The organism is Thermomonas sp. (genome assembly GCF_046293095.1).
Lineage (GTDB): Bacteria > Pseudomonadota > Gammaproteobacteria > Xanthomonadales > Xanthomonadaceae > Thermomonas.
Genome location: NZ_JBKBPN010000007.1, coordinates 37,244 through 62,877 on the forward strand (window position 1 = coordinate 37,244; position 25,634 = coordinate 62,877).

Annotated in this window: 27 protein-coding genes; 18 read left to right on the plus strand and 9 right to left on the minus strand. The window is 67.4% G+C overall.

The features are described from left to right. The first annotated feature begins 28 nt into the window (after positions 1-28). A complete protein-coding gene (recG, locus tag ACK4SG_RS11725; protein ID WP_409601948.1) occupies positions 29-2,122 on the plus strand; it encodes an ATP-dependent DNA helicase RecG in 2,094 nt (697 codons plus the stop codon). A gap of 84 nt (positions 2,123-2,206) precedes the next feature. On the opposite strand, the gene ACK4SG_RS11730 is transcribed toward recG, so the two are convergent. Both ACK4SG_RS11730 and ACK4SG_RS11735 read right to left on the minus strand, forming a co-directional pair. After that, positions 2,207-3,091, minus strand: a complete 885-nt coding sequence (locus ACK4SG_RS11730) for an MBL fold metallo-hydrolase (protein ID WP_409601950.1) — start codon at positions 3,089-3,091, stop codon at positions 2,207-2,209. 14 nt (positions 3,092-3,105) lie between these two features. After that, positions 3,106-3,459 (minus strand): ArsR/SmtB family transcription factor, encoded by a 354-nt coding sequence (locus ACK4SG_RS11735; protein ID WP_409601952.1) that lies wholly within the window; start codon positions 3,457-3,459, stop codon positions 3,106-3,108. 142 nt (positions 3,460-3,601) lie between these two features. Between ACK4SG_RS11735 and ACK4SG_RS11740 the strand changes: the two genes are divergently transcribed. The 10 genes from ACK4SG_RS11740 (at position 3,602) to ACK4SG_RS11785 (ending at position 12,981) form a co-directional block, all read left to right on the plus strand. Beyond that, positions 3,602-4,891: an NAD(P)/FAD-dependent oxidoreductase gene (locus ACK4SG_RS11740; RefSeq protein WP_409601954.1), complete on the plus strand. Its 1,290-nt coding sequence runs from the start codon at positions 3,602-3,604 to the stop codon at positions 4,889-4,891. 111 nt (positions 4,892-5,002) lie between these two features. Beyond that, complete coding sequence (locus ACK4SG_RS11745) at positions 5,003-5,209, plus strand: DUF2892 domain-containing protein (RefSeq protein ID WP_072755991.1); 207 nt, start codon at positions 5,003-5,005, stop codon at positions 5,207-5,209. Continuing rightward, complete coding sequence (locus ACK4SG_RS11750; RefSeq protein WP_409601956.1) at positions 5,196-6,287, plus strand: efflux RND transporter periplasmic adaptor subunit; 1,092 nt, start codon at positions 5,196-5,198, stop codon at positions 6,285-6,287. Before ACK4SG_RS11745 ends, ACK4SG_RS11750 begins: the two co-directional genes overlap by 14 nt. 10 nt (positions 6,288-6,297) lie before the next feature. Further along, positions 6,298-9,519, plus strand: a complete 3,222-nt coding sequence (locus ACK4SG_RS11755; RefSeq protein ID WP_409601958.1) for an efflux RND transporter permease subunit — start codon at positions 6,298-6,300, stop codon at positions 9,517-9,519. Between the two features lie 21 nt (positions 9,520-9,540). Continuing rightward, positions 9,541-10,014 (plus strand): OsmC family protein, encoded by a 474-nt coding sequence (locus tag ACK4SG_RS11760; RefSeq protein WP_409601960.1) that lies wholly within the window; start codon positions 9,541-9,543, stop codon positions 10,012-10,014. 27 nt (positions 10,015-10,041) lie between these two features. Continuing rightward, complete coding sequence (locus ACK4SG_RS11765) at positions 10,042-10,464, plus strand: phosphate-starvation-inducible protein PsiE (RefSeq protein ID WP_072756581.1); 423 nt, start codon at positions 10,042-10,044, stop codon at positions 10,462-10,464. A gap of 51 nt (positions 10,465-10,515) precedes the next feature. Next, positions 10,516-10,956, plus strand: coding sequence for a thioredoxin TrxC (trxC, locus tag ACK4SG_RS11770; RefSeq protein WP_072756582.1), 441 nt, complete (start codon positions 10,516-10,518; stop codon positions 10,954-10,956). 20 nt (positions 10,957-10,976) lie between these two features. Further along, positions 10,977-11,333: a carboxymuconolactone decarboxylase family protein gene (locus tag ACK4SG_RS11775; RefSeq protein WP_072756583.1), complete on the plus strand. Its 357-nt coding sequence runs from the start codon at positions 10,977-10,979 to the stop codon at positions 11,331-11,333. Next, on the plus strand, positions 11,330-11,854 hold the full coding sequence (locus ACK4SG_RS11780) for a beta-lactamase hydrolase domain-containing protein (RefSeq protein WP_409601964.1): 525 nt from the start codon (positions 11,330-11,332) through the stop codon (positions 11,852-11,854). The genes ACK4SG_RS11775 and ACK4SG_RS11780 overlap by 4 nt, the downstream gene beginning before the upstream one ends. Continuing rightward, the gene (locus ACK4SG_RS11785) at positions 11,851-12,981 is read left to right on the plus strand and encodes an NAD(P)/FAD-dependent oxidoreductase (RefSeq protein ID WP_409601966.1); all 1,131 of its coding nucleotides are present in this window, start codon (positions 11,851-11,853) and stop codon (positions 12,979-12,981) included. The genes ACK4SG_RS11780 and ACK4SG_RS11785 overlap by 4 nt, the downstream gene beginning before the upstream one ends. 10 nt (positions 12,982-12,991) lie before the next feature. Here ACK4SG_RS11785 and ACK4SG_RS11790 read toward each other — a convergent pair whose 3' ends face one another. From ACK4SG_RS11790 to cydP, 5 genes are read right to left on the minus strand one after another with little or no spacing between them, the layout of a single operon-like run. Next, positions 12,992-13,252, minus strand: coding sequence for a cyd operon YbgE family protein (locus ACK4SG_RS11790; RefSeq protein WP_409601968.1), 261 nt, complete (start codon positions 13,250-13,252; stop codon positions 12,992-12,994). Between the two features lie 11 nt (positions 13,253-13,263). Next, positions 13,264-13,389, minus strand: a complete 126-nt coding sequence (gene cydX / locus ACK4SG_RS11795) for a cytochrome bd-I oxidase subunit CydX (RefSeq protein ID WP_409601970.1) — start codon at positions 13,387-13,389, stop codon at positions 13,264-13,266. Continuing rightward, positions 13,389-14,522 carry a cytochrome d ubiquinol oxidase subunit II gene (cydB, locus tag ACK4SG_RS11800; protein ID WP_409601972.1) on the minus strand — a complete coding sequence of 378 codons (1,134 nt, stop codon included), beginning with the start codon at positions 14,520-14,522 and terminating at the stop codon, positions 13,389-13,391. Before cydB ends, cydX begins: the two co-directional genes overlap by 1 nt. Next, on the minus strand, positions 14,515-16,116 hold the full coding sequence (locus ACK4SG_RS11805) for a cytochrome ubiquinol oxidase subunit I (protein ID WP_409601974.1): 1,602 nt from the start codon (positions 16,114-16,116) through the stop codon (positions 14,515-14,517). The genes cydB and ACK4SG_RS11805 overlap by 8 nt, the downstream gene beginning before the upstream one ends. 5 nt (positions 16,117-16,121) lie before the next feature. Further along, a complete protein-coding gene (gene cydP / locus ACK4SG_RS11810; protein WP_409601976.1) occupies positions 16,122-16,280 on the minus strand; it encodes a cytochrome oxidase putative small subunit CydP in 159 nt (52 codons plus the stop codon). A gap of 117 nt (positions 16,281-16,397) precedes the next feature. Here cydP and ACK4SG_RS11815 point away from each other — a divergent pair, with 117 nt between their 5' ends. The 3 genes from ACK4SG_RS11815 (at position 16,398) to ACK4SG_RS11825 (ending at position 19,157) form a co-directional block, all read left to right on the plus strand. Then, positions 16,398-17,336: a nucleoside hydrolase gene (locus ACK4SG_RS11815; RefSeq protein ID WP_409601978.1), complete on the plus strand. Its 939-nt coding sequence runs from the start codon at positions 16,398-16,400 to the stop codon at positions 17,334-17,336. A 96-nt stretch (positions 17,337-17,432) separates the two neighbouring features. After that, positions 17,433-17,675 (plus strand): type B 50S ribosomal protein L31, encoded by a 243-nt coding sequence (locus tag ACK4SG_RS11820; protein WP_409601980.1) that lies wholly within the window; start codon positions 17,433-17,435, stop codon positions 17,673-17,675. A gap of 192 nt (positions 17,676-17,867) precedes the next feature. Next, positions 17,868-19,157, plus strand: coding sequence for a citrate synthase (locus ACK4SG_RS11825; RefSeq protein WP_409601982.1), 1,290 nt, complete (start codon positions 17,868-17,870; stop codon positions 19,155-19,157). A 128-nt stretch (positions 19,158-19,285) separates the two neighbouring features. Here the strand turns inward: ACK4SG_RS11825 and ACK4SG_RS11830 are convergent, their stop codons facing one another. Together ACK4SG_RS11830 and ACK4SG_RS11835 are read right to left on the minus strand one after the other, a co-directional pair. Beyond that, positions 19,286-19,918: a hypothetical protein gene (locus ACK4SG_RS11830; protein WP_409601984.1), complete on the minus strand. Its 633-nt coding sequence runs from the start codon at positions 19,916-19,918 to the stop codon at positions 19,286-19,288. Between the two features lie 82 nt (positions 19,919-20,000). Continuing rightward, the gene (locus ACK4SG_RS11835) at positions 20,001-22,493 is read right to left on the minus strand and encodes a penicillin-binding protein 1A (protein WP_409601986.1); all 2,493 of its coding nucleotides are present in this window, start codon (positions 22,491-22,493) and stop codon (positions 20,001-20,003) included. A 242-nt stretch (positions 22,494-22,735) separates the two neighbouring features. Between ACK4SG_RS11835 and ACK4SG_RS11840 the strand changes: the two genes are divergently transcribed. From ACK4SG_RS11840 to ACK4SG_RS11855, 4 genes are read left to right on the plus strand one after another with little or no spacing between them, the layout of a single operon-like run. Beyond that, positions 22,736-23,794 (plus strand): pilus assembly protein PilM, encoded by a 1,059-nt coding sequence (locus ACK4SG_RS11840; protein WP_409601988.1) that lies wholly within the window; start codon positions 22,736-22,738, stop codon positions 23,792-23,794. Beyond that, positions 23,794-24,423, plus strand: coding sequence for a PilN domain-containing protein (locus ACK4SG_RS11845; RefSeq protein WP_409601990.1), 630 nt, complete (start codon positions 23,794-23,796; stop codon positions 24,421-24,423). The genes ACK4SG_RS11840 and ACK4SG_RS11845 overlap by 1 nt, the downstream gene beginning before the upstream one ends. Beyond that, complete coding sequence (locus ACK4SG_RS11850) at positions 24,420-25,097, plus strand: type 4a pilus biogenesis protein PilO (RefSeq protein WP_409601992.1); 678 nt, start codon at positions 24,420-24,422, stop codon at positions 25,095-25,097. The genes ACK4SG_RS11845 and ACK4SG_RS11850 overlap by 4 nt, the downstream gene beginning before the upstream one ends. Continuing rightward, positions 25,094-25,624 (plus strand): pilus assembly protein PilP, encoded by a 531-nt coding sequence (locus ACK4SG_RS11855; RefSeq protein WP_409601994.1) that lies wholly within the window; start codon positions 25,094-25,096, stop codon positions 25,622-25,624. The genes ACK4SG_RS11850 and ACK4SG_RS11855 overlap by 4 nt, the downstream gene beginning before the upstream one ends. Positions 25,625-25,634: the final 10 nt, after the last annotated feature.

The following is a 25,634-nucleotide window of genomic DNA, read 5'->3' on the forward strand; positions in this document are numbered from 1 at the left end:
AACCGGCACGGGCCGGCATCCTGTCGCGATGCCGGCCGTACCCCTCCACGCCATCGCGGGCGCCGACACCCCGCTGACCGTCCTGTCCGGTGTCGGGCCTGCGCTGTGCGAAAAGCTGGCCGCGCGCGGGCTGGCCACCCTGCAGGACCTGTGGCTGCATCTGCCGCGCAGCTACGAAGACCGCACCACGCTGGTGCCGATCCGGCTGTTGCGCTCCGGCCTTGCCGCGCAGGTGGAAGGCCGGGTGGCTGCGGTCGAGCGTGGCTTCCGCTACCGCCCCATGCTGCGCGTCGCCCTGGTCGATGAGGACGGTGGCACCGTGGTGCTGCGGTTTTTCCATTTCCGCGCGCAGCAGGTGGCGCAGTTCGCGGTGGGCGCGCGCGTGCGTGCGTTCGGTACGCCGCGCCCGGGACAGCATGGGCTGGAGATCGTGCATCCCAGCTATCGCATTCTCGGCGCCGGTGACCATGCGCTGGGCGAGGCGCTGGATCCCGTGTATCCGGCCATCGAAGGCATCGGCCCGGCCACCTTGCGCAAGCTGGTGCTGCAGGCGCTGCAGCGGCTGCCGGACGAGGTGGCGCTGGAGCTGCTGCCGCAGGCGTGGTTGGACCAGCTGGGGTTGCCGACGCTGCGCGAAGCGATCCTCACCCTGCACGCGCCGCCGCGCGATGCGGATCTTGCTGCCCTGCAAAGTGGGCTGCATCCAGCGCAGCGGCGGTTGGCGCTGGAAGAGCTGCTGGCGCACCAGCTCAGTCTGCGTCGCCAGCGGCTGGCCCTGCAGGCCCAGGGCACGCGCGCGCTGCGCGGTGACGAGACGCTGGTCGCAAAGCTGAAGGCATCCCTGCCGTTCGCGCTGACCCGGGCGCAGTTGCGGGTCTATGCCCAACTGCGCGACGACCTGCGCCAGCCGCGGCCGATGCTGCGGCTGGTGCAGGGCGACGTGGGCAGCGGCAAGACCGTGGTCGCGGCGATGGCCGCGCTGCTGGCGGTGGCCGACGGCCGGCAGGTGGCCTTGATGGCGCCGACCGAGCTGCTGGCCGAGCAGCACTACCACACCCTGCGCGGCTGGCTTGCGCCGCTTGGTGTGCGCCTGTGCTGGCTGGCCGGCAAGGTGACCGGCAAGGCGCGGACGCAGGCGTTGGCGGAGGTGGCGTCCGGCGAAGCGCAGGTCGTCGTCGGGACGCACGCGCTGATGCAGGAGGGCGTGGCCTTCCATGACCTGGCGCTGGCCATCATCGACGAGCAGCACCGCTTCGGCGTGCACCAGCGGCTGGCGCTGCGCGACAAGGGCCGTGCCGGCGTGCCGCACCAGCTGGTGATGACGGCCACCCCGATCCCCCGCACGCTGGCGATGAGCGCCTACGCCGACCTTGACGTGTCCGCCATCGACGAGCTGCCCCCCGGCCGCACGCCGGTGACGACGATTGCGCTGTCCGCGGAGCGCCGGCCCGAGCTGGTGGAGCGCATCCGGGTGGCGTGCGCGGAGGGGCGGCAGGCCTATTGGGTCTGCACGCTGATCGATGATTCCGACGAGGTGCAGGCGCAGGCCGCGCAGTCCACCTTCGAGGCCTTGCAGGCGGCGCTGCCCGGCGTGCGGGTGGGGCTGGTCCACGGGCGGATGAAGGCGGCGGAAAAGCAGGCCACCATGCGTGCGTTCAAGGACGGCGCGCTGGGCCTGCTGGTGGCGACCACGGTGATCGAGGTGGGCGTGGACGTGCCCAATGCGTCGCTGATGGTGATCGAGAACGCCGAGCGTCTGGGCCTTGCGCAGTTGCACCAGCTGCGCGGACGGGTGGGGCGCGGCAGCGCGGCGTCGAGCTGCGTGCTGCTGTACCAGTCGCCGCTGTCGGCACTGGCGCGGCAGCGGCTGGACACATTGCGCCAGACCAGCGACGGGTTTGCCATTGCCGAAAAAGACCTGGAGCTGCGCGGCCCCGGGGAGCTGCTGGGCACCCGTCAGACCGGCATCGCTGCGTTCCGCATGGCCGATCTGGCGCGCGATGCCGATCTGCTGCCACGCGTGCATGCGCTTGCCGATCGCCTGCTGCAGACACAACCGGCGCTTGCCGACCGCATTGTCGCGCGCTGGGTGGGAGGCGCGGCGCGTTACGCCGCAGCATAAGGCTCTCGCGTCAGCCATTCCTACTTTCGCGGTGAGCGACGAAACGGGGCGGATGGCGCCGAGCGCGCCGAGCGCGCCGTGTGATCAGTCGCCCTTGCCGAACTGGTCCAGCGGCAGCTTGAGGTAGCGCACGCCGTTGCTCTCAGGTTCCGGCAGCGCGCCGGCGCGCAGGTTCACCTGCACAGCCGGCAGCAGCAGCGCCGGCATGGCCAGCGTGGCATCGCGGGCCTTGCGCATGGCCACGAACTCGGCCTCGGACACGCCATCGCGCACGTGGATGTTGGCGCGCTTCTGCTCCGCCAGCGTGGTCTCGCAGGCGACCGCGCGCCCGTTCGGGCCATAGTCGTGGCAAACGAACACGCGGGTGGTGTCGGGTAGGGCGTACAGGCGTTGGATCGAGCGGTACAGCGTGGCCGCATCGCCGCCGGGGAAGTCGCACCGCGCGGTGCCGCCATCGGGCATGAACAGGGAGTCGCCCACGAACAGGGCATCGTCGATGAGATAAGCGCAGCTGTCGCTGGTATGACCCGGCACGGCGATCACCCGGGCCTGCAGGGCACCGATGCGGAAGGTTTCGTTGTCCTCGAAGAGATGGTCGAACTGCGAGCCGTCGACGGGGAAGTGCTCGCCCAGGTTGAAGATCGGGCGGAACGTCTTCTGCACGCTGCGGATGCCGCTGCCGATGGCCAGCCTGGCCTCCGGCCAATGCGTCGACTTCAGCCAGTGCGCGGCGCTGAGGTGGTCGGCGTGGGCGTGGGTTTCCAGAAGCCACCGCACATCCAGTCCTTCGCGGGCCACATGGTCCACCAGCGCCTGCGCCGAGGTGGTCGAGGTCCGGGCGGCGCTGGGGTCGAAGTCCAGCACGGCATCGATCACCGCCGCCGCCAAGGAGTCAGGGTCACGCACCACGTAGCTCCAGGTGCTGCTGGGCGCGTGGAAGAACGGCGTGATGACGGCGTTGGTAGGCATCCGGATACCCGTGTTCATGCCGCGCAGGCAGGGGCGATGCCGCAGTAGATCTCGTGCAGGACCTCCAGGATCCGGTGGGCCGGGCCATCGGCCAGCGAGTAATAGATGGTCTGCGCTTCCCGTCGGGTGGTCACCAGCCCGTCTGCGCGCAGGACGGCCAGATGCTGAGACAGGGCAGACTGGCTCAGTTCCACCTTCGCATTGAGCTCGCCCACCGATCGCTCGCCTTCCACCAGCAGGCACAGCAGGGTCAAGCGCTTGTCGTTGGCCAGTGCCCGCAGCAGCTGCGCCGCGTCGGCGGCATGGGCGCGCATGGCGGCCGGATCCATGGTGGGCGTGGGAGGGATGGGACTGCGGGGCTTGCTCATGGGAAGTGGCTGTGCGGTTGTGGCCTGCGGGACGGTCGGGATGCCGGCGGCGGGTTGATTTTATATCAGTTGACACTTATATTAGCAATCGCTAAATTTGAAGTTCGTTCAGTGCCGGGTACGGCGACAGGAGGGAATACCAATGGCCAGGATCGTTGTGGTGGGGGCAGGGCTGGGCGGCATGAGCGCGGCATACGAGCTGCGCGAGACGCTGGGCAAGGGGCATGAGATCGTGCTGGTGGGCAAGGGCGAGCAGTTCAGCTTCACGCCGTCCAACCCCTGGCTGGCGGTGGGTTGGCGCACGCCGGACCAGATCACCCTGCCGGTGGCCGCGCACGTGGGCAAGCACGGCATTCGCTATGACGGCAGCGGCGTGGAGCAGATCGATGCTGCGGGCGACGCGGTGGTCACCGGCAGCGGCGAGCGCATCCCGTATGACTACCTGATGATCTGCACCGGCCCCAAGCTGGCGTTCGACGAAGTGCCCGGCACCGGCCCGGACGGCGGTTTCACCCAGTCGGTCTGCACCACGCCGCATGCCGAGCACGCCTGGAAGGCTTATCAGGCGTTCCTGCAGAACCCCGGCCCGATCGTGATCGGTGCGGTGCAGGGCGCCAGCTGCTTTGGCCCGGCCTACGAGTTCGTGATGATCCTTGACGCCGACCTGCGCAAGCGCAAGCTGCGCGATCGCGTGCCGATCACCTTTGTCACCAGCGAGCCCTATATCGGCCACATGGGCCTGGGCGGGGTGGGCGACTCCAAGGGGCTGATGGAGTCGGAGATGCGCCAGCGCCACATCAAGTGGATCGAAAACGCCAAGGTGGCGGAAGTGCGCGATGGCGAGATGACGGTGGTGCCGCATGACGCCAAGGGCCAGCCGCTGGAGCCGCAGGTGCTGCCGTTCAAGTTCTCCATGCTGCTGCCGGCATTCAAGGGTGTGGATGCCGTGGCGGCGGTGGAAGGGCTGTGCAATCCGCGTGGCTTCGTGATCGTGGACAAGCATCAGCGCAGCCCGAAGTATCCGAAGATTTTCTCGGCGGGCGTATGCGTGGCGATCCCGCCGGTCGAGCCGACCCCGGTGCCGACCGGTGCGCCCAAGACCGGCTTCATGATCGAGTCGATGGTCACCACCATCGTCCGCAACATCAAGGCCGAACTGGAAGGCCGGACCCCCGATTACGAGGGCACCTGGAATGCGGTGTGCCTGGCCGACATGGGTGATACCGGTGCGGCCTTCGTGGCGCTGCCGCAGATTCCGCCGCGCAATGTCACCTGGACCAAGATCGGCAAGTGGGTGCACCTGGCCAAGATCGGCTTCGAGAAGTACTTCCTTTACAAGATGCGCAATGGCACCAGCGAACCGATTTACGAAAAGCACATCCTCGGCCTGCTCGGGATCGAGCGGCTGAAAGACGGCAAGCGCCCGTCCTGAGGGCGCGCTGACAGTCCTGATGTGCCTGCCTGTGTCATGCCCGGCGTTGGGCCAGACGCGACAGCCGCAATGCAACCGTTTGATTCGACTTTATTTGCAAGGAGATCCCCCATGAACCTCGATCGTGCCGTGATGGCGTTTGCTGGCGTGATGATCCTGATCAGCGTCGCTCTGGTGTACTTCGTCTCGCCGAAGTGGCTGCTGTTCACCGCCTTCATCGGGCTGAACATGCTGCAGGCCAGCTTCACCGGGTTCTGCCCGGCGGCGATGATCTTCAAGAAGCTGGGTGTGCAGGGAGGCGGCTGTGCGTTCAAGTAAGCGACTGCTGCTGCCGGCGGCACTGGCACTGGCGCTTGCCGCCTGCGGCGGGAAGACGCCGCAGGCCACCACGCCCGCGCTTCCGGCTGGGTTTGCCACGTTCAAGGTCGAGGCCGGGAACGACATGCCCGGCCGCGGCTGGGACGGCGTGGTGGAAGCGGTCCGCCGTGCTGATCTGGCGGCGCAGACCTCGGGCCGCGTGCTGGAGGTGCGGGTGGATGTGAACCAGGCCGTGCGTGCCGGTGACGTGTTGCTGCGGATCAGCAATGTGGAGCAGGAAGCCGGTGCCAATCTGGCGCGCGCACAGCTGCGTGCGGCCGAGGCGCAGGCCGTGGAGGCCGAGCAGAACTACCGGCGCTTTTCCGCGCTGGCCGATACGCAGTACGTCTCCAAGGCCCAGCTTGACCAGGCGCGCGCCGCCCGCGACGCCGCGGTGGCCGCACGCAATGCGGCAGCGGCCGCCGTGGCGCAGGCCAGCCAGCAGGCGGCCTACACCGTGGTGCGCGCACCGTATGACGGCGTGATCAGCCGGCGCTGGGTGGAACCCGGGGAAACCGTCGCGCCCGGCATGCCGCTGATGAGCCTGTATGCCCCGGGCGCGCTGCGCATCGAGGTGGCGGTGCCGCAGAGCCGCGGTGATGCCATCCGCCGCAACCCGTCGGCAACTGTGCTGCTGGCGGATGGCCGGCGGGTCACGCCCGAAAGCGTGGTGGTGTTCCCCGCCGCCGATCCGCTCAGCCACAGTGTCAATGTGCGGGTGAACCTGCCGACGCTGGATCCGGACCCGGCGCCCGGCACGACCGCCAAGGTCGTGTTCGCCGCCGATGCTGAAGGCCAGGACGGCAGCAGTGTGTTCATCCCTTCCGCCAGCGTGGCCCGGCGCGGTGAGCTGACCGCGGTCTATGTGGTGCAGGATGGCCGCCTGCTGCTGCGCCAGCTGCGGCTGGGTGCTCAGCGCGGCGATCAGGTGGAAGTGATCTCCGGGCTGGAGCCGGGCGATGTGGTGGCGCGCGATCCGGTGGCGGCACTGCAGGCGTTGGCGGCACTGCGCAAATCAGCGGGGGCCGGCCGTGACTGAGGGCGCGCGCATGGGGATCTCCGGCCGCTTGGCCGCGGCGTTCCAGAACAACCCGCTCACCCCGATCCTGGCGGTGATGGGGCTGCTGCTGGGCCTGATCGCGGTGGCCATCACGCCACGCGAGGAAGAGCCGCAGATCGACGTGACCATGGCCAACGTCATCGTCCCGTTCGATGGCGCCAGCAGCCGCGATGTCGAGCAGTGGGTGGCCACGCCGCTGGAGCAGAAGCTGTCCGAGGTCGAGGGCGTCAAGCACGTCTACTCGATCAGCCGTCCCGGTATGGCCGTGCTGACGGTGGAATTCGAAGTGGGCGTGCAGCGCCAGCCGGCACTGGTGCGCCTGTACAACCAGGTGTTTTCCAACGCCGACTTCCTGCCACAGCGGGCCGGCGTGGGCCAACCCATCGTCAAACCCAAGGGCATTGACGACGTGCCGGTCATGGCGCTCACGCTGTGGAGCGATGCCCCGCACACGGATGCCACCCGGCTGGCGCAGGTCGCGCACACGCTGGAAGCCGAGCTCAAGCGCATCCCCGGCACCCGCGACATCTACACCATCGGCGCGCCCGACCAGAGCGTGCTGGTGACCCTGGACGCCGCCAAACTTGCCGCTTACGGCATGGGCGTCAACGATCTGGCGCAGGCATTGCAAGCCGCCAACCTGGTGCACCAGGCCGGTGAGCGGGTGGATGCTGCCAAGGGGGCGATGCCGGTCACCGCCGGTGCCTATCTGGCCAACGCCGATGATGTGGCCAACCTGGTGATCGGCAGCCGCGACGGCAAACCGATCCTGCTGTCGGACGTGGCCACGATCGAGCCGCGCGGCGATCTTGCCTCGCGCTATGTCTGGCACGGCGCCCCGGCCGGGCGCAAGGGGCCGCAGGCCGGGGTGGCGCCGGCCGTGACCATTGCCATCGCCAAGAAACCCGGCAGCAATGCCTCCGACATCACCCGCGCGGTGGCCCAGCGCATCCAGCAGCTGCGCGGCGAGCTGATCCCGGACGATGTGCAGGTCACCATCACCCGTGATTACGGTGCCACCGCGTCCGACAAAGCGCAGAAGCTGATCCAGAAGCTGGTGTTTGCCACGGGCAGCGTGGTGCTGCTGGTGCTGTTCGCACTGGGCTGGCGCGAAGCCATCGTGGTGGGCACCGCAGTCATCCTGACCCTTGCGGTGACGCTGTTCGCCTCGCGGATGATGGGGTTCACCCTCAACCGCGTGTCCCTGTTCGCCCTGATCTTTTCGATCGGCATCCTCGTCGACGACGCCATCGTGGTGGTGGAGAACATCCACCGGCACATGACGCGCGACGGCAAGACCTTGCGCGAGGCCATTCCACCGGCAGTGGACGAAGTGGGTGGCCCCACCATCCTGGCCACCTTCACCGTGATTGCCGCATTGATGCCCATGGCCTTCGTGTCCGGGCTGATGGGGCCCTACATGCGGCCGATCCCGATCAACGCCTCGGTGGGCATGCTGCTGTCGCTGGCCATCGCGCTGATCGTCACCCCGTGGCTGTCGCTCAAGCTGTTGGCCCGTCACGGGCATGCGGCAGAGGAAGGGCATGTCCACGAGGAGAAGCAGGCCGGGTGGCTGCACCGGCTGTTCGAGCGGGTGATGTCACCGTTCCTGCGCGGCGATGGCGCCGGCCGCAAGCGCACCCTGCTGTTCGCCTCGATGGTGGGCCTGGTGGTGCTGGCCGCGTCGCTGGCGGTGTTCAAGCTGGTGGTGCTGAAGATGCTGCCGCTGGACAACAAGTCCGAGGTGCAGGTGGTGGTGGACATGCCGGAGGGCAGCACGCTGGAGCAGACCAATGCGCTGCTGGCCGAACTGGCCGCCAAGCTCGATACCGTGCCGGAGGTGCTGGATTACCAGGCCTATGCCGGCACCGCTGCGCCGATCAATTTCAATGGATTGGTGCGCCAGTATTTCCTGCGCAGAGGCAACAACGTCGGCGACCTCCAGGTCAACCTGGTGGACAAGCACCACCGCAAGCGGCAGAGCCATGAGATTGCCCTGGCGATGCGCCCGATGCTGGCCAAGATTGGTCAGAAATACGGCGCCTCGGTGAAGGTGGTGGAAGTGCCACCAGGGCCGCCGGTGCTATCGCCGCTGGTGGCCGAGGTGTACGGACCGGACTATGCCGGCCAGCGCAAGGTCGCGCTGGCGCTTGCGAAGGAGCGCTTCGGCACCACCGAGGGCATTGTCGACGTCGACACCAGCGTGGAAAGCGCCGCGCCGCGCGAGCAGATCGTGGTGGATCGTGAGCGCGCTGCGCGCCTTGGCGTGCCGCAGTCGGCCATCGCCGATGCCATCGCCATGGGTGTGTCCGGCCTGGATGCCACCTACGTGCACGACGGCGCATCCAAGTACCCGCGCCCGGTGCGCCTGCGCCTGCCGGCGCAGGACCAGGCATCGCTGGCTTCGCTGCTGGCGCTGAAAGTGCGCGGCGCGCAGGGCCAGCTGGTACCGCTGACCGAGCTGGTGCGCGTGGAGAAGGCCACGTGGGACGGCGCCATCCACCACAAGGACGGCCTGCCTGTGGTTTACGTGACCGCAGACGAAGCCGGCAAGCTGGACAGCCCGCTGTACGGCATGTTCGGCATCGTCGGGCAGCTGGACGACCACAAGGTGGCCAACCAGACGCTGGCGCAGACGTTCATCACCCAGCCGGCCGATACCAGCGGCTATGCGGTGAAGTGGGACGGCGAGTGGCAGATCACCTATGAAACCTTCCGCGACATGGGGATTGCCTATGCCGCCGGCATGGTGCTGATCTACCTGCTGGTGGTCGCGCAGTTCCGCAGCTACCTGGTGCCGCTGGTGATCATGGCGCCGATTCCGCTGACCGTGATCGGCGTGATGCCCGGCCATGCCCTGCTGGGCAAGCAGTTCACCGCCACCAGCATGATCGGCATGATCGCGCTGGCCGGCATCATCGTCCGCAACTCGATCCTGCTGGTGGACTTCATCAACCAGGAGACCGAGCGCGGCGTGCCGCTGGTGGATGCGGTGATCGATGCCTGTGCGGTGCGTGCCAAGCCCATCGTCCTGACCGGCGTGGCGGCCATGCTGGGTGCATTCTTCATCCTGGATGATCCGATCTTCAACGGCCTGGCGATTTCGCTGATCTTCGGCATCTTCGTCAGCACGCTGCTGACGCTGGTGGTGATTCCCTTGCTTTATTACGTGCTGCGGCGGCGTACGCTGGACGCCGCCAAGGCCGCGTAAGCCGATGACGGGAGGAGACACATGAGCGAAGACGGCGGCATCCACCTTCTGCTGGAGCAGGAGGGCCCCTACGCGTTCCGGATCAGCTTCGAAGGCACCGGGCTGGGCGCGCTGCACACCGACGAGCCGGCCCCGCTGGGGGCCAGCGCAGGGCCAAGCCCGGCCCACCTGCTGCTGGCAGGTGTGGCCAACTGCCTGTCGGCCAGCCTGGTGTTTGCGCTGCGCAAGTTCAAAAACAATCCGGGCCCGATCCGCACCCGCATCACCGCCCGCCGCGAACGCAACGCACAAGGGCGCTGGCGCCTGCCGCGCGCCGAGGTCGAGATCCAGCTGGCGGATCCGGCCGCGTCGTTGGAGCATTTCGACCGGGTGTTGGCGCAGTTCGAGGAGTTCTGCATCGTCACCCAGAGCGTGCGCGAGGGCATGCAGGTGGACGTGCGTATCGTTGATGCCGATGGCGTGCGCCACGTGCCTGGGACAGCGCAAGCGCGCTGACGATTCGCGCCTGTGCAGGAGAAGCCGATGAGCACGTCTGGATCGCCGCTGCTGGAGCGACCGATTCATTCCGTTGGTCGGGGCATCCGCGCGATCGAGCGGGTCGGGTTGATGGTGATCCTGGCGGCCACGGTCGTTGCGATGGTGGCGGAGATCCTGCACATGCTGGGCAAAGGGAAGGTGGATATCGCCGACCTGCTGCTCCTGTTCATGTACCTGGAGATGGTGGCGCTGGTCGGAATGTACTGGCGCAAAGGCAAGATGCCGGTGCGGATGCCGCTGTACATTGCCATGGTGGGCGTGGCGCGGCACATGATGACCGATACTTCGCTGGCCGCACCGATGGCTCTGCTTGCCGGCGCCGGAACGATCCTGGTCCTCGCGGTGGCGGTGCTGGTGGTGCGCTACGGCCATGCACGCTATCCCTATGGCCCCGATGAGGATTTGTAGGCGACGGCCTGTTCTTTTGGGTGACGACTGGATTCAAAGGAGTTGGCTCACATGACGGATATCTCTGCGGTGATCATTGCCTGCCCACGCTGCAACGGCCTCAACCGGGTGCCGCAAGCACGCCTTGGCGATGCGCCCAAGTGTGGCAAGTGCGGTGCGGCGCTGTTTGATGCGCATCCGGTGGCGCTGGATGCCGCCGGCTTCCACGCTCACGTGGAGCGCGCCGATTTGCCGGTGTTGGTGGATTTCTGGGCGCCCTGGTGCGGGCCGTGCCGGATGATGGCGCCCCAGTTCGAGGCGGCCGCTGCGCAGCTGGAGCCGCAGATGCGGCTGGCCAAGCTGGATACCGAAGCGCAGCCGCAGCTTGCCGGCCGGTTTGGAATCCGCAGCATTCCCACCCTGGTGCTGTTCAAGCAGGGACGGGAGATCGCCCGCCAGGCTGGGGCGATGGGCATGCACGACATCGTGCGCTGGGCCCGTCAGTTTGTCTAAAGCCACGTGAGGAATGTTCCGTGAGTCAATCGTTTCCGCAGTTGATCGACGATCTCAATGCCGCCATCGCCAAGTTGCGTCAGGGCGCACCCGACCCCATGCGCGGCTTCTCGCAGCTGGCGCGCGAGGCGCTCAAGCCCGGCGCGCTGGACGTCAAGACCAAGGAGCTCATTGCCATTGCGATCGCCATTGCCGCACGGTGTGACGGCTGCGTGGGGTTCCACGTCAAGGCCGCCATCAAGGCGGGGGCCACCCGCGAAGAGGTGCTGGAAACGGTGTCGATGGCGATCTACATGGGCGCCGGTCCATCGATGATCTATGCCGCCGAAACACTGCGCGCCTTTGATGAGCTGACCGCGGCCGGTATCGACGCATGAAGATGGGCATTCGCCGAGCGCTGATGCGGATGGGCTGTGCCGCTGCGCTGGCGTTGGCCGGTTGCGCCCATGCGCCTGTGCCCAGCGTTGCCTGGCAGCAACCGCTGCCCGGGCTTTACACCAGCGGACAGCCTGCGGCCAGTGACTGGCAGGCGTTCAAGGCGCTGGGCGTGCGCACCGTGATCGACCTGCGGGCTCCCGGTGAGCGCACCGATCGCGATGAGGCGGCCGAGGTTCAGGCGGCGGGCCTGCGCTATGTGCAGATCCCCGTCAAAGGCGAGGCTGGGTTGACGGACGAGAATGTGCGCAGGTTGCATCAGGCGCTGGCGCCGTCCCATGCCGGTGTGCTGGTGCATTGCGCCAGCGGCAACCGCGCCGGTGCCTTGCTGGCACTGGAGCAGGCGCAGCAGGACGGGCTGCCGGCAGCGCAGGCGCTGGCGCTCGGCAAAGCGGCCGGTCTGACCCATCTGGAGCCGGTGGTACGCAAGGCATTGGGGCTTGCCCCAGTGGAGGGCGAATGAAGCCACGGATCACGGTCGTCGGCGCCGGCTTTGCCGGCCTGACCGCGCTGCGCACGTTGCGCCGGCATGCGCCGGACGCCGAGCTGACGCTGGTGGCGCCGCGCGATGAACTGCATTACCTGCCGGGCAGCATCTGGTTGCCGTCGGGCATGCGCCGGCGCGAGGACCTGGTGGTACCGCTCGGCAATTTCCTGCGTCGCCAGCGCATCCACTTCCATCGTGCCAGCGCCACCGGCCTGTCGGCGGATGCCCGCGTGCTGCAGACCGATGCCGGCGAGGTTGCCAACGATGGCCTGATCATCGCTACCGGGGCGCGCTTTCTGCGGAAGCTGCCGGGGATCGAGCGCGCCATCATTCCTTGCGACGGGATCAGTGCCGGTGAAGCCATTCGCGACCGCCTGGCGGCATTGGACGGCGGCACGCTCTGCTTTGGCTTTGGTGCCAACCCCAACGAACCCATTGCCATGCGCGGCGGGCCGGTGTTCGAGTTTCTGTTCGGCATCGAGACCCTGCTACGCAAACAGCGTCGGCGTGATCGCTTCCGGCTGGTGTTCTTCAGCCCGTCGGACAAGCCCGGCCAGCGTCTGGGCGACAAGGCGGTGGGCATGCTGCTGGCGGAGATGCGCAAGCGCGGCATCGACACAGTGCTGGGCCAGAAGCCGGTGCGTTTCGAGGCCGATGCGGTGCAGCTTGAGCAGGATCGCCTGGACAGCGCGATGACCCTGTTCATGCCTGGCCTCACCGGGCAGGCCTGGCTGGATGACACGCCGCTGCCACGTTCGCCGGGTGGTTTCGTGCAGGCCGATGCCCAGTGCCGGGTGCCGGGGTTTGCCTGCACCTTTGTGGCCGGCGACGGCGGCAGCTATCCCGGCCCGGACTGGCTGCCCAAGCAGGCGCATCAAGCCGACCTTCAGGCCGAGGTGGCCGCGCGCAACCTGCTGCGCGCCCTGCGCGGCGAGCCGGTGGACGAGGCCTTCACGCCGGAGTTGATCTGCATCGTCGATACGCTCGACCGTGGGCTGCTGGTCAGCCGTCGCGGCGATCGCAATCGCGCCCTGCCGCCGCTTCGGCTGATGCATTGGGCAAAGGCCGCGTTCGAGAAGCGCTATCTGCGCCAGTACCGCTGATCTTGAGGGTTCAACCGGCCGCCTGCCGCCAGAAAGCGGCGGCAAGCAGGCCGGTCAGCGGCCATAGCAGCCATGGCGAGAACAGCCAGCGCAGCGCACGGGTCTGCATGCGCAACCCGCTGCCGTGCACGAACAGCGCGCAGATGGCCAGCAGCAGCAAGGTCATCAGCCCGTGCTCGGTGGCGGTCAGTGCGCGCCCGCGTGCTGCCGGAACGAACAGCAGGGCCAGCGCGAGGCTGGCCCCAAGCAGCAGGGACACCAGGCGGGTCATGCCCGCCACCCTCAGGGCGCCTTGAACGGCGCCTTGACGCCGTGCGCGCGGTCGCTCAGCAGCTCATACCACATGGCATTGAGGACGGCGAAGGCGGCAGCAAAGGCGATGCCGAGAATCCACGCGAAGTACCACATCAGTAACCTCCTCCATTACGGGCTTGTTCTTCCACATGGGCGCGGGTGACCTGGCCGCGCATGATCCGGAACGCCCAGGTGCTGTAGGCCAGGATCAGCGGCAGGAACACCGCGGCGGCAAACAGCATGATGCCGAGCGTCCGTGCGCTGGACGATGCATCCCAGACCGTCAGGCCATGCGCCGGCTGCACCGAAGACGGCATCAGGAACGGGAACAGGGCAATGCCCGCGGTCAGGATGACCCCGGCCACAGCCAGACAACTGCTGATGAAGCCGGCGACGCGGTTACGCAGGACGATCACGCCCAGCATGCCCAGCGCGGCCAGCCCCGGCACCAGCCATAGCAGCGGGTGCGCCTCCTGGTTGGCCAGCCAGGCACCGGCTTGCACCGTCACCTGCTTGGCAAGCGGGTTGGAGGGGCCATCCATCGCGGCCTGACCGACGATGGCATGGCCGGGCAGCGCAGACAGCCAGACCCCGGCCGCCACAAACGCCAGCAGCGTGATCACTGCGGCGCCGCGGGCGACCGTGCGGGCGCGATCACCGACCGCACCTTCGATCTTCATGGCGCCGAAGCTGGCACCGTGCATCACCAGCATCGCCAGGCTGACCACCCCGGCCAGCAGGGCGAAGGGATGGAACAGCCCGAAGAAGCTGCCGTCATACACCGGGAGCAGGGTGTCGGTGAAGTGGAACGGCACCCCCAGGAACAGGTTGCCGAAGGCCACACCGAACACCAGCGAGGGCACCGCACCCGCAACCGTCAACGCCCAGTCCCAGGCATTGCGCCAGCGGGGATCGCTGACTTTGTTGCGGAAGTTGAAGCCAACCGGGCGCAGGATCAGCGCCAGCAGCACCAGCAGCATGGCGAAATAGAACCCGGAGAACGAAGCGGCGTAGAGCAGCGGCCAGGCAGCGAACACCGCGCCGCCACCAAGGATGAACCAGACCTGGTGGCCTTCCCAGTGGGGTTCGATCGCCTCCAGCGCCATCCGCCGCTCGACATCGTCACGGGTGATGAAGCGGTAGATCGCGCCCAGTCCGAGATCGTAGCCGTCGGTCAGGGCAAAGCCGATCAACAGCACGCCCAGCAGCAGCCACCAGAGTTCACGCAGCGTTGCATAGTCAAACATGGGAGACCTCCTTGGCGGTCGGTGCGATCTCGGCATCGGTCTGATGCGCCTGCTGCGCGGTTGGCAGCGGCCACAGCTGGAGCCCTTCCGGGCCGGCCTTGACCATCTTGCGCATCAGGAACACGTCGAACACGGCCAGCGTGGTGTACAGCACGACGAACCCGATCAGGCTGCCGGTGACCTGGCCGGTGCTGGTCGAAGACACCGCCAGGAACGTCGGCAGCACGCCGTCGATCGCCCACGGCTGGCGCCCGTACTCGGCCACGATCCAACCCAGCTCGGCGGCGATCCAGGGCAGCGGCAGGCTCCACAGCGCGATGCGCAGGAACAGCCGGTTGTCCAGCTTGCGCTGGCTCGACAGATAGAACGCCCAGGCGAACAGGGCGATGAAGAAGAAGCCCAGCGCCACCATGATGCGGAACGAGAAGAACAGCACCGGCACGTTGGGGACGGTGTCCCAGGCGGCACGCTCGATGACCGCCTCGTCCGCCTTGGCCGGATCATCCACGTACTTCATGGTGAGCAGGCCAAAGCCCAGATCCTGCTGCTTGTCCAGGAATGCCTGCTGTTTGGCCGGGTTGTCGGGGTCGGCGCGCACCGCGTTGAGCGCGGCGTGGGCCTGGATGCCGTTGCGGATGCGAGCCTTGTTCTGCTCGACCAGGTCATGGATGCCCGGCACCTGCTCATCCAGCGAACGGGTGGTGATCAGCCCCATCACCCAGGGAATCTGGATGGCACCCTTGGTTTCTTTGGACTGCATGTCGGGGAGGCCGATCAGGGTGAACGGCGCCGGGGCCGGGGCGGTGTGCCATTCGGCTTCGATCGCCGCCAGCTTCATCTTCTGGTTTTCCGACACCGTGTAGCCGCTCTCGTCACCCAGCACCACCACGCTCAGCGCCGACGCCAGGCCAAAGCTTGCGGCAACCGTCAGCGAGCGCCGTGCGAACTGCACGTTGCGCCCCTTGAGCAGATACCAGGCGCTGATCGACAGCACGAACATGGCGCCGGTGACATAGCCGGCACTGACCGTGTGCACGAACTTGGACTGCGCCACCGGGTTGAACAGCACCTGGGCGAAATCGGTGACTTCCATGCGCATGGTGTGGAAGTTGAAGGTCGCCCCCACCGGGTTCTGCATCCAGCCATTGGCGATCAGGATCCACAGCGCCGAGAAGTTGGCGCCCAGCGCCATGAGCCAGGTGACGACCATGTGCTGGAGCTTGCTCATCCGCTCCCAGCCAAAGAAGAACAGGCCGACGAAGGTGCTTTCCAGGAAGAACGCCATCAGGCCTTCGATGGCCAGCGGCGCACCGAAGATGTCGCCCACGTAGTGCGAGTAATACGCCCAGTTGGTGCCGAACTGGAACTCCATGGTGATGCCAGTGGCCACGCCCATGGCGAAGTTGATGCCAAACAGCACGCCCCAGAACTTCACCATCTGTTTCCAGATGACGCGCCCGGTCATCACGTAGACGCTTTCCATGATGGCCAGCAGCAACGCCAGGCCCAGGGTGAGCGGGACGAACAGGAAGTGATACAGCGCGGTGATCGCGAACTGGAGTCGCGAAAGCTCGACGACGTGCAGGTCAGGCATGGCACTTACCTCGGGGTTGATTCAAGGCGGCGGCCCACGGCGTCGGCATCGACGTCCGGGCGATGAGCGGGGGAGAAGAACAGGACGTACAGCAACGCGATCAGCCCGATCTTGGCGATCAGGATCCAGGCGAGGTGGCGCTTGGCGCGGCGCAGCAGGTCCATGGGGGCGGCCCGTAGTATTAGAAAATTCTAATATAAAAATCCCGGCCATGCAAGCGCATGACTAGGCGGGCAGCATAGTCCCGGCGCAGCCTGCCGTCGCTGGGACATAATGTCCCGATGACATCCGCCCGTACCCCGTTGCTGATCGATACCGACCCCGGCGTGGACGACGCGCTGGCCCTGCTGATGGCCTTCAACGACCCGCGTTACCAGGTGGTCGGCCTGACCATCGCCGCTGGCAACGTCGGTCTGGACCACACCGTCGCCAATGCCCTCAAGCTGTGCGAGGTGTGCGGCGTGGACGCGCCGGTGTTCGCCGGTGCCGATGCGCCGCTGGTGCACCCGGCCCGCGATGCCGCCTATGTGCATGGGCGCGACGGCTTCGGGGATACAGGCTACGCCAAGGCCGGCCGCGCGGCGGAGGCCGAGCACGCCGCGTTGGCCATCCTGCGGCTGTCGCACCAGCACGCGGGCAGGCTGCTGCTGGTCGCACTGGGGCCGCTGACCAACCTGGCCTTGGCGCTGAAGCTGGATCCCACCTTGCCGCAGCGCGTCGCCCGCTGTGTGGTGATGGGCGGCGCGGTCAGTGCGCACGGCAACATCACGCCGGCCGCCGAATTCAACATCGCGTTCGACCCTGAAGCGGCGCACATCGTGTTTTCTGCCTTCCCGAAGGTGGAGCTGGCCGACTGGGAGGCGGTGCTGGCGCACGGCTTCCGCCACGACGATGCCGAGCGCTGGCTGGCGGCGGACTCGCCGCGGGCGCGCTTCTATGCCGGCATTTCCGCCCATACCCGCGCCTGGGCCAAGGCCGGCCGTGGCGAGCGTTGGCACGCCGCCGACGCGCTGGCGATGGCGTTGGCCCTGCAGCCGGAGGGTGCGTTGGAGATGCTCGAGCGGCCGCTTGCAGTGGAGGTGGCCGGCCTCCACACCCGCGGGGCCACCGTGGTGGACTGGAACCGTCAAAGTGGCCGGGCCGACAATGTGGCGATCCTGATGCGCTACGACCAGGCCCGGTTCGAGGCGATGATCGAGGCGGCGCTGGCCGCTGGCTAGGCCGACGGGGCCCGCCCGGAGGGGTGGGCTTGCGTCAGGGGCGGGAGGGCCGCTAGAATACGCGGCTCTTTCTCCGATCCTCCCAGAGTCTGCATCATGAAAGCCGGCATCCATCCCGAATACCGCGACGTCGTCTTCCAGGACGTGACCTCGGACTTCAAGATCCTGACCCGCTCGACCCTCTCCAGCAAGGAGACGGTGAAGTGGGAAGACGGCAACGAGTATCCGCTGATCAAGGTGGAAATCTCGTCGTCCTCGCACCCCTTCTACACCGGCCAGAACAAGGTGATCGACACCAGCGGCCGCGTGGACAAGTTCCGCAAGCGCTACGGCAAGTAAGCGCACAGGCACGCTGCATTGCGAGAACGGCCGCCTTCGGGGCGGCCGTTTCGTTTCTGGCGCCACGGCGGCCAGTGAGTGCGACTTTCGTCCGGGGTCGGGCGCGGGCGGCATATGCGATAATCCGCTTTTCCAATGCGCTGGCGCATGGCCCGTGGGCCGCCTGTCGCGCCCCCCCAATGGAGTTGCATCGTGTCCGAACTTGACCAGATCACCCTGACCGCAGGCGACAAGACGGTCGTCATGCCCGTGCTGAAGCCGACCCTGGGCCAGCCCTGCGTGGACATCGCCAAGCTGCCCAAGGAAACCGGCTGCTTCACCTATGACCCGGGCTTCGGCGCCACCGCCAGCTGCAAGTCGGCCATTACCTACATCGACGGCGACGCCGGCGTGCTGCTGTACCGCGGCTACCCGATCGAGCAGCTGGCCGAGAAGTCCACCTTCACCGAGGTGGCGTACCTGCTGATGCACGGCGAGTTGCCCAGCGCTGCGCAGCTGGCCAGCTTCGAGCACGAGGTGACCCATCACACGATGATGCACGAGGCGTTCCGCACCTTCCTGTACGGCTTCCGCCACGACGCCCACCCGATGGCCATGCTGACCGGCATGCTGGGGTCGCTGGCCAGCTTCTACCACAACGACCTGAACCTCGAGGATCCGGAGCAGCGCCGCCTGGCCGCGATCCGCCTGATCGCCAAGGTGCCCACCATCGCCGCGGCCTGCCACCGCTATTCGATCGGCTGGCCGATCCGCTACCCGCGCAACAACCTCGACTACACCACGCGCTTCCTGCACATGATGATGGAAGTGCCGAGCGAGCCCTTGCAGCTGAACCCGGTCGCCGCCAAGGCGATGGACCTGCTGTTCATCCTGCACGCCGACCACGAGCAGAACGCTTCTACCTCCACCGTCCGTCTGGTCGGTTCCACCGGCGCCAACCCGTACGTCAGCGTCGCCGCCGGCGTGGCCGCGCTGTGGGGCCCGGCGCACGGCGGTGCCAACGAGGCCGTGCTGAAGATGCTGGCCGAGATCGGCAAGCCGGAGAACGTGAAGTCGGCGGTCGACAAGGCCAAGGACAAGGAGTCCGGCTTCCGCTTGATGGGCTTTGGCCACCGCGTCTACAAGAACTACGACCCGCGCGCGGCGCTGGTGCGCAAGATGACCCACGACGTACTGGGCGCGCTCAACGTCAACGACCCGCTGCTGGAAGTGGCGGTGCGCCTGGAAGAGGCGGCGCTGAAGGACGACTACTTCATCCAGCGCAAGCTTTACCCCAACGTGGATTTCTACAGCGGCATCATCTACAAGGCGCTGGGCATCCCGGTGGAGATGTTCACGGTGATGTTCGCCATCGCCCGCACCGCCGGCTGGGTCAGCCACTGGCTGGAGCAGCAGGAAGACCCGGAGAGCCGCATCGGCCGCCCGCGCCAGATCTACACCGGCGCCGCCCGGCGCGACTACGTGGACATGGGCAAGCGCTGAACCGGCGCCGTGTCACCCACGATGGAAAACGCCCCGCAAGGGGCGTTTTCTTTTTGTGCGCCATGGCCCGGCATGGCGGGCGCAAACGCGGCCCACGAGCCAATGGGCCGATACGCGTTCCCGCGGCTTCAATCGTCCGCCAGCAGCATGCGTAGCTGTGCTTCGGAGGCGCGCCGCATCGGCCTGTCGTCAATCGCCGACAGTGGCGCCTGGCGCAGCCCATCCAGTGGCAGCACCAGCGCCTCGAATCCCAACCCCTCCGCGCCGAACAGCCACGCTGGCACCTCGGCCTCGCGCTCGCGGTCCAGCCGCAGTCGCCGGGTGCGGGCTTGCGCAGGGATGCCCTGGTCGTCCAGCCAGCGCGGTATCGCCTCGGGCTCGTCGCTGTGCAGGTGCAGCAGCACCGGCGAATGCGCGTCGGCGGTGCCGTCCAGCACCGGGCCCACCAGGCGGGGCTGGAACGCCGCGAAAAACACCAGGGCGCGCAGGGCGGCTTCGCGTCGGTGGCGCAGGTCAGCCTGCTGTCGGTCGCCCCGGAACAGCCGCTGGTAGGCGCGCAGCGCGTCCTCGATTTCGCGGTTCCGCGGTAGAGAGGCGTCGTCGAAGATGCCAAGCCGTTGCGCGGCCTTGCGCTTGGCCATCCGGAAGTCGCGGATACCGCCTTCGGCCATCAGCCGGGCGGCCTCGTAGGCCAGCCGCTGGCGGCGTTCACGCGTGCGCGTCAGGGCATGCAGGTGGGCGTGCTGGCGGTTATCCGTCATCGCGCTGTCTCCACGTCGGCCTGCCCCGACTCTACCCCAGCCGGCCGGGGTGTGCCCGTGCCGGCGATCGGGAGGCGGTGGATCAGAAGATGTCGAACGATTCCTCGGCCGGCGCCGCGTCGGTCTCCGGCTCGGTCAGTGCATCTTCTTCCATGCGCTGCAGGTCTTCCGCCTTGATCCACTCAACGATGCCGCCCTCGCCGCCGGGCAGCAGCCGGCCGTTGGCGCTGACGCTGACCTGCACCATGCCCGCCGGCGGAGGCGGCAGGCGCTCTGGCTGGTCCTTCAGCGCGGTCTGCATGTAGCTGATCCAGATCGGCAGCGCCGCCTTGCCGCCGTACTCGCGGTAGCCCAGCGAACGGAAATCGTCGCGGCCCACCCACACGGTGGTCACGAACGGGCCGCCGAAGCCGGAGAACCAGGCGTCGCGGTGGTCGTTGGTGGAGCCGGTCTTGCCGCCGACGTCCTCGCGGTTGAGGACCCGTGCGGCGGTGGCGGTGCCGCGCTTGACCACGTCGCGCATCATCGAGGCCAGCTGCCAGGCCACCCGTGGATCGATGGCGCGGGGGGCGACCGGCTGGCCGGGCGCCAGTGGCGCTGCGGCCTGTGCCGGCGTGCCGGAGGGTTGCGTGGGCGTGGGCGCGGGCGCTGCGCCGGCAGGACCGAGGTTGAACCCGTCCACCGTGTTGCCCTGCGTGGCGGTGGCGACGTCCGTGGCAGTCGCGGTGGCGGCGCAGGCCGGGCAGGCGACGGCGGGCGTTTCCTTGAAGATCTCGTGGCCGTCGCGGTCGCGAACGGTGTCGATCACCCACGGGGTGACCAGGAACCCGCCGTTGGCGAAGGCGGTGTAGCCGCGCGCCACCGACAGCGGGGTCAGCGAGGCCGTACCCAGCGACATCGACAGGTTGGGCGGGAGACTGGCCTCGTCGAAGCCGAAGTGGCTGATGTAGCGGCGGGCATAGTCCACGCCGATGGCATCCAGCAGACGCACCGAGACCAAGTTGCGCGACTGCACCAGCGCCTCACGGATGCGCATCGGGCCGGCGAAGTTCCCGGAGTCGTTCTGCGGGCGCCACTCGTGGCCGCGGCGATCCTTGAAGACCACCGGGGCGTCCAGCACGATCGATGCCGGGTTGAAGCCGCGCTCGAAGGCCGCGGCATACAGGAAAGGCTTGAAGCTTGAGCCGGGCTGGCGGCGCGCCTGGGTGGCGCGGTTGAACTTGTTGCCTGCGAAGCTGTAGCCGCCCACCAGCGCCCGCAGGGCGCCGGTGTCGGCATCCAGCGAGACCAGCGCCACCTGGGCGCGCGGGATCTGATCCAGCTCCCAGCGGGCCGGTGCATCCGGTTTGTCAGACGGCAGCCGGCGAACCCGCACCACGTCGCCACGCTGGGCCAACGCGGCTGCAGGCTTGCCGGTCCAGGCGATGGCCGGCCCGGCAAGTGACAAGGCGGTGCCGTCCGCCAGCACCACCTGCAGCGCGCCGCCGGTGCTGCCGGTGACCACGGCTGGCAGCAGGCCGTTCTGGGCGGGGATGGCGCGCGCCAGGCGGCCGATGGCGGCATCGTCCGCACCTTCCGGGATCTGCACGGACTGCTCCGGAGTGCGCCAGCCGTGGCGGTGGTCATAGACCCGCATGCCTTCCACCACGGCGCTGTCGGCCGCGGCCTGCAGCGTCGGGTCGATGGTGGTGGTGACGTGGTAGCCCTTGGTGAGGACGTCGCCGCCGAAACGTTCCACCATCTGCTGGCGCACCATTTCGGCCACGTAGGGGGCGTACACCTCGATCTTTGGCTCGTGCGGCGCGGCATGCATCGGCACCTGGCGGGCCGCCTCCACCTCGGCCTGGCTGACGAAGCCCAGCGCGGCCATGCGCGGCAGGATGTAGTTGTCGCGACGCAGGCGGGCGCGTTCGGGGTTGCCGATGGGATTGCCGCTGGACGGGAACTTGGGGATGCCGGCCAGGGTGGCGGCTTCGTCCAAGCTCAGCTGGTCGAGGGTCTTGCCGTAGTAGTACTCGGCGGCGGCGCCGATGCCGTAGGCACGATTGCCAAAAAAGCTCTTGTTGAGGTACAGCTCGAAGATCTCATCCTTGCTCAGCTCGCGCTCCATCTTCATTGCCAGCAGCATTTCGGCGAACTTGCGGCGGAAGCTGTATTCCGAGCTCAGGAAGAACTGCTTGGCCACCTGCTGGGTGATGGTGGAGCCGCCGGCCACGCGCTCCTGCCCGCCGGTCTTGGCCAGCAGCCAGACTGCCCGCAGCACGCCTTTCACGTCGATGCCGTTGTGCTCGTAGAAATTCGCGTCCTCGGCGGCCAGAAAGGCCTGCTTGACCCGCGCCGGCACCTTGCGGATGTCCACCGGATAACGCCGCATTTCGCCGAACAGGCCGATCAGGCGGCCGTCCCGGGCATAGACGTACAGGGGTTCCTGCAGCTCGATCAAGCGCAGCGTCTGCACGTCCGGCAGGCGCGCGTTGACCGCGTAGACCATGATGCCCAGGGCCACCAGTCCGGCCAGACAGGCGGAGGTGGCGGCCAGCAGCAGCCAGCGCAGCAGGCGGGGAAGACGGGGCATTGGTGCAGATTCCGATTGCAGCAAACGAGGCTGCGGAGTATAGAGTAGGCGCCGGCGACGACCGGCCCACGGGGGTGGCCGCTTTCCTTCGGTGTACGCGTAGAAGGGGGGGGCGGGCAGGGCGGAACGACGCATGCACGGACGGGCAGCCGGTGTAAACCGGTTGCCTTGGCGTGAAAAGTCCGTTATTCATGTAGCACAGCACCTAGTGCGCGTAAGCGCCCGTGGCAAGGGGAGATACCGTGGGTCTGGGGACGAAGACACAACCGCCGTTGATCGGCGTGGACATCAGTTCGACCGCGGTCAAGCTGCTGCAGCTTGCGCGGACCGGCGACCGCTACCGGGTGGAGCACTACGCGGTGGAGCCGCTGCCGCCGAATGCCGTGGTCGAGAAGAATCTGGTCGAGGTCGAGGCCGTGGGTGAGGCGATCCGCCGCGCCGTGGCCCGTTCCGGCACCAAGGTGAAGAATGCCGCCGCCGCGGTGTCGGGCTCCTCGGTCATCACCAAGGTGATCGCCATGCCGGCCGCGCTGGACGAGGACGAGATGGAGTCCCAGATCGAACTCGAGGCGGTCAACTACATCCCGTACCCGGTCGAGGAAGTGAACCTCGATTTCGAGGTGCTGGGACCGATGCCCGGCAACAGCGAGATGGTGCAGGTGCTGCTGGCGGCCTCGCGTTCCGAGAACGTGGAGATGCGGGCCTCGGCGCTGGAACTGGGCGGCCTGACCGCCAAGGTCATCGACGTCGAGGCGTTCTGCATCGAGAACGCCTTCGCGCTGATGGCGCCCACGCTCAACGTGCCCCGCGATGGCCTGGTGGCCCTGATTGACGTTGGCGCCACCATGACTACGCTCAACGTCCTGCGCGGCGGTCGCAGCATCTACACCCGCGAGAACGTATTTGGCGGCAAGCAGCTCACCGACGAGGTGATGCGCCGTTACAGCCTCAGCTACGAGGAAGCCGGCCTGGCCAAGCGCCAGGGCGGGTTGCCGGAGAGCTACGAGATCGAAGTGCTCGATCCGTTCAAGGAGGCGATGGTCCAGCAGGTCAGCCGCCTGCTGCAGTTCTTCTACGCCGGCAGTGAATTCAACCGCGTCGACCAGGTCGTGCTGGCCGGTGGCTGCGCCTCGATCCCGGGGATCGCCGGGATGGTCGAGGAACAGCTGGGCATCCCGAGCGTGATGGCCAACCCGCTGGCACAGATGACCCTGGGGCCACGGGTGCAGGCGCACGCGCTGGCCCAGGACGCTCCCGCGCTCATGATCGCCTGCGGGCTCGCACTGAGGAGCTTCGACTGATGGCACGGATCAACCTCCTCCCGTGGCGCGAAGAGCGCCGCAAGGCCCGGCAGAAGGAATTCATCGGGATGCTCGGCCTTGCCGTCGTGGCGGGCGTGCTGCTGTCGGTGCTGATCGTCAGCTTCTACAGCGGGCGCATCTCCACCCAGACGGCCCGCAACGAGTACCTGCGCGGCGAGATCACCAAGGTTGACGCCCAGATCAAGGAGATCGAGGCGCTGGACCAGAAGAAGGCCAAGCTGCTGGCGCGCAAGGACGTCATCGAGAAACTGCAGGCCAATCGTTCGCAGATGGTCCACCTGTTCGACTCGCTGGTTCGCACCATCCCCGATGGCGTGGCCCTGACTTCGATCAAGCAGGAGGGCGACATCCTCACCTTGAACGGCCGTTCACAGTCCAACGCGCGCGTCTCGACCTACATGCGCAATCTGGAGAGTTCCGGCTGGATGACCAACCCCGACCTCAACGTAATCGAGGCGAAGGAAGGCAACACCGGCTTGCCCTACGAGTTCACCCTCAAGGTCAAGCTGGCCAACCCGAACGCACCGAAGGACGAGGACGGCGAGGTTGCCAAGCCCGCGCCGGCCACCAAGCCCGCCGCGCCCGCCGCCGGAGGTACCGCGTCGTGAGCAACAACAAGAAGAAAATCAATCTTCGCGAGCTGGATATCAACAACATCGGTGGTTGGCCGCGCGAGGCCCAACTGGTGTTCTGCGGACTGGTGGCGCTGCTGCTGGTGGTGCTGGCCTGGTTCCTGGTGGTCAGCGGCAAGCGCGACGAACTCAAGGGCCTGGAGGCGCAGGAAGCCGACCTGCGGACCGAGTTCGAGACCAAGCAGGGCCGCGCCGCCAACCTCGAGCCGCTCAAGCAGCAACTGGCGCAGATGGAGCAGCAGTTGCAGCAGATGCTGCGCCAGCTGCCCAGCAAGACCGAGATGCCCGACCTCATTGTGGACATCTCGCAGACCGCGCTGGCCACCGGCATCCAGAACGACCTGTTCCAGCCCGGCCCCGAGGCCAAGCAGGAGTTCTATGCCGAGAAACCGATCATGCTGCGGATGGTGGGCACCTACCACCAGTTCGGTGCCTTCGTCAGCGGCGTGGCGTCGCTGCCCCGGGTGGTCATCATGACGATGCACGACATCTCGCTGCAGCCGAAGAAGTCCAAGGACAACCCGAATGCGCGCATCGGCGCCAACAGCGCACTGGAACTGGCCGGCACGGTCAAGACCTATCGCTACCTGGACGAAGACGAGGCGGCACAATCCGAAGCCGCCGCCGCGGCCAAGCAGGGGGGCAAGTGACCATGCGCCTGTCATTGATGCGTCGACTCCCGGGCCTGGCCATGGTGGTGGTGCTGTGCGGGCTGCTGTCCGCCTGCGGCGACGGCCGCGGGGATCTCGAGAAGTGGGTGGCCGAGGTCAAGGCCAAGCCCGCCCCGCCGCTGGAGCCGCTGCCGGTCATGCAGCAGTTCGAGACGTTTGAATACACCGCGCAGAACATGCGCGACCCCTTCGACCAGGCCTTCAGTGGCGAAGGCGCCGGCAGTGGCCCGCGTCCGGATCCGGGCCGCCGCAAGCAGACCCTGGAGATGTTCGCGCTGGACAGCCTGAAGATGGTCGGCACGCTGGGGAGCGGCAAGAACCTGGTGGCCCTGGTCATGGCGCCCGACAAGGTGACCTATCGCGTCCAGCCGGGGGTCTACATGGGGCAAAGCGACGGCCGGGTGACCGCCGTGTACGAAGACCGGATTGAACTGGTCGAACTGGTTCCGGATGGCGCAGGTGGCTGGCTGGAACGTCCCGCCAAGCTGGCGCTCGAAGACAATTGATTTGGGGAAT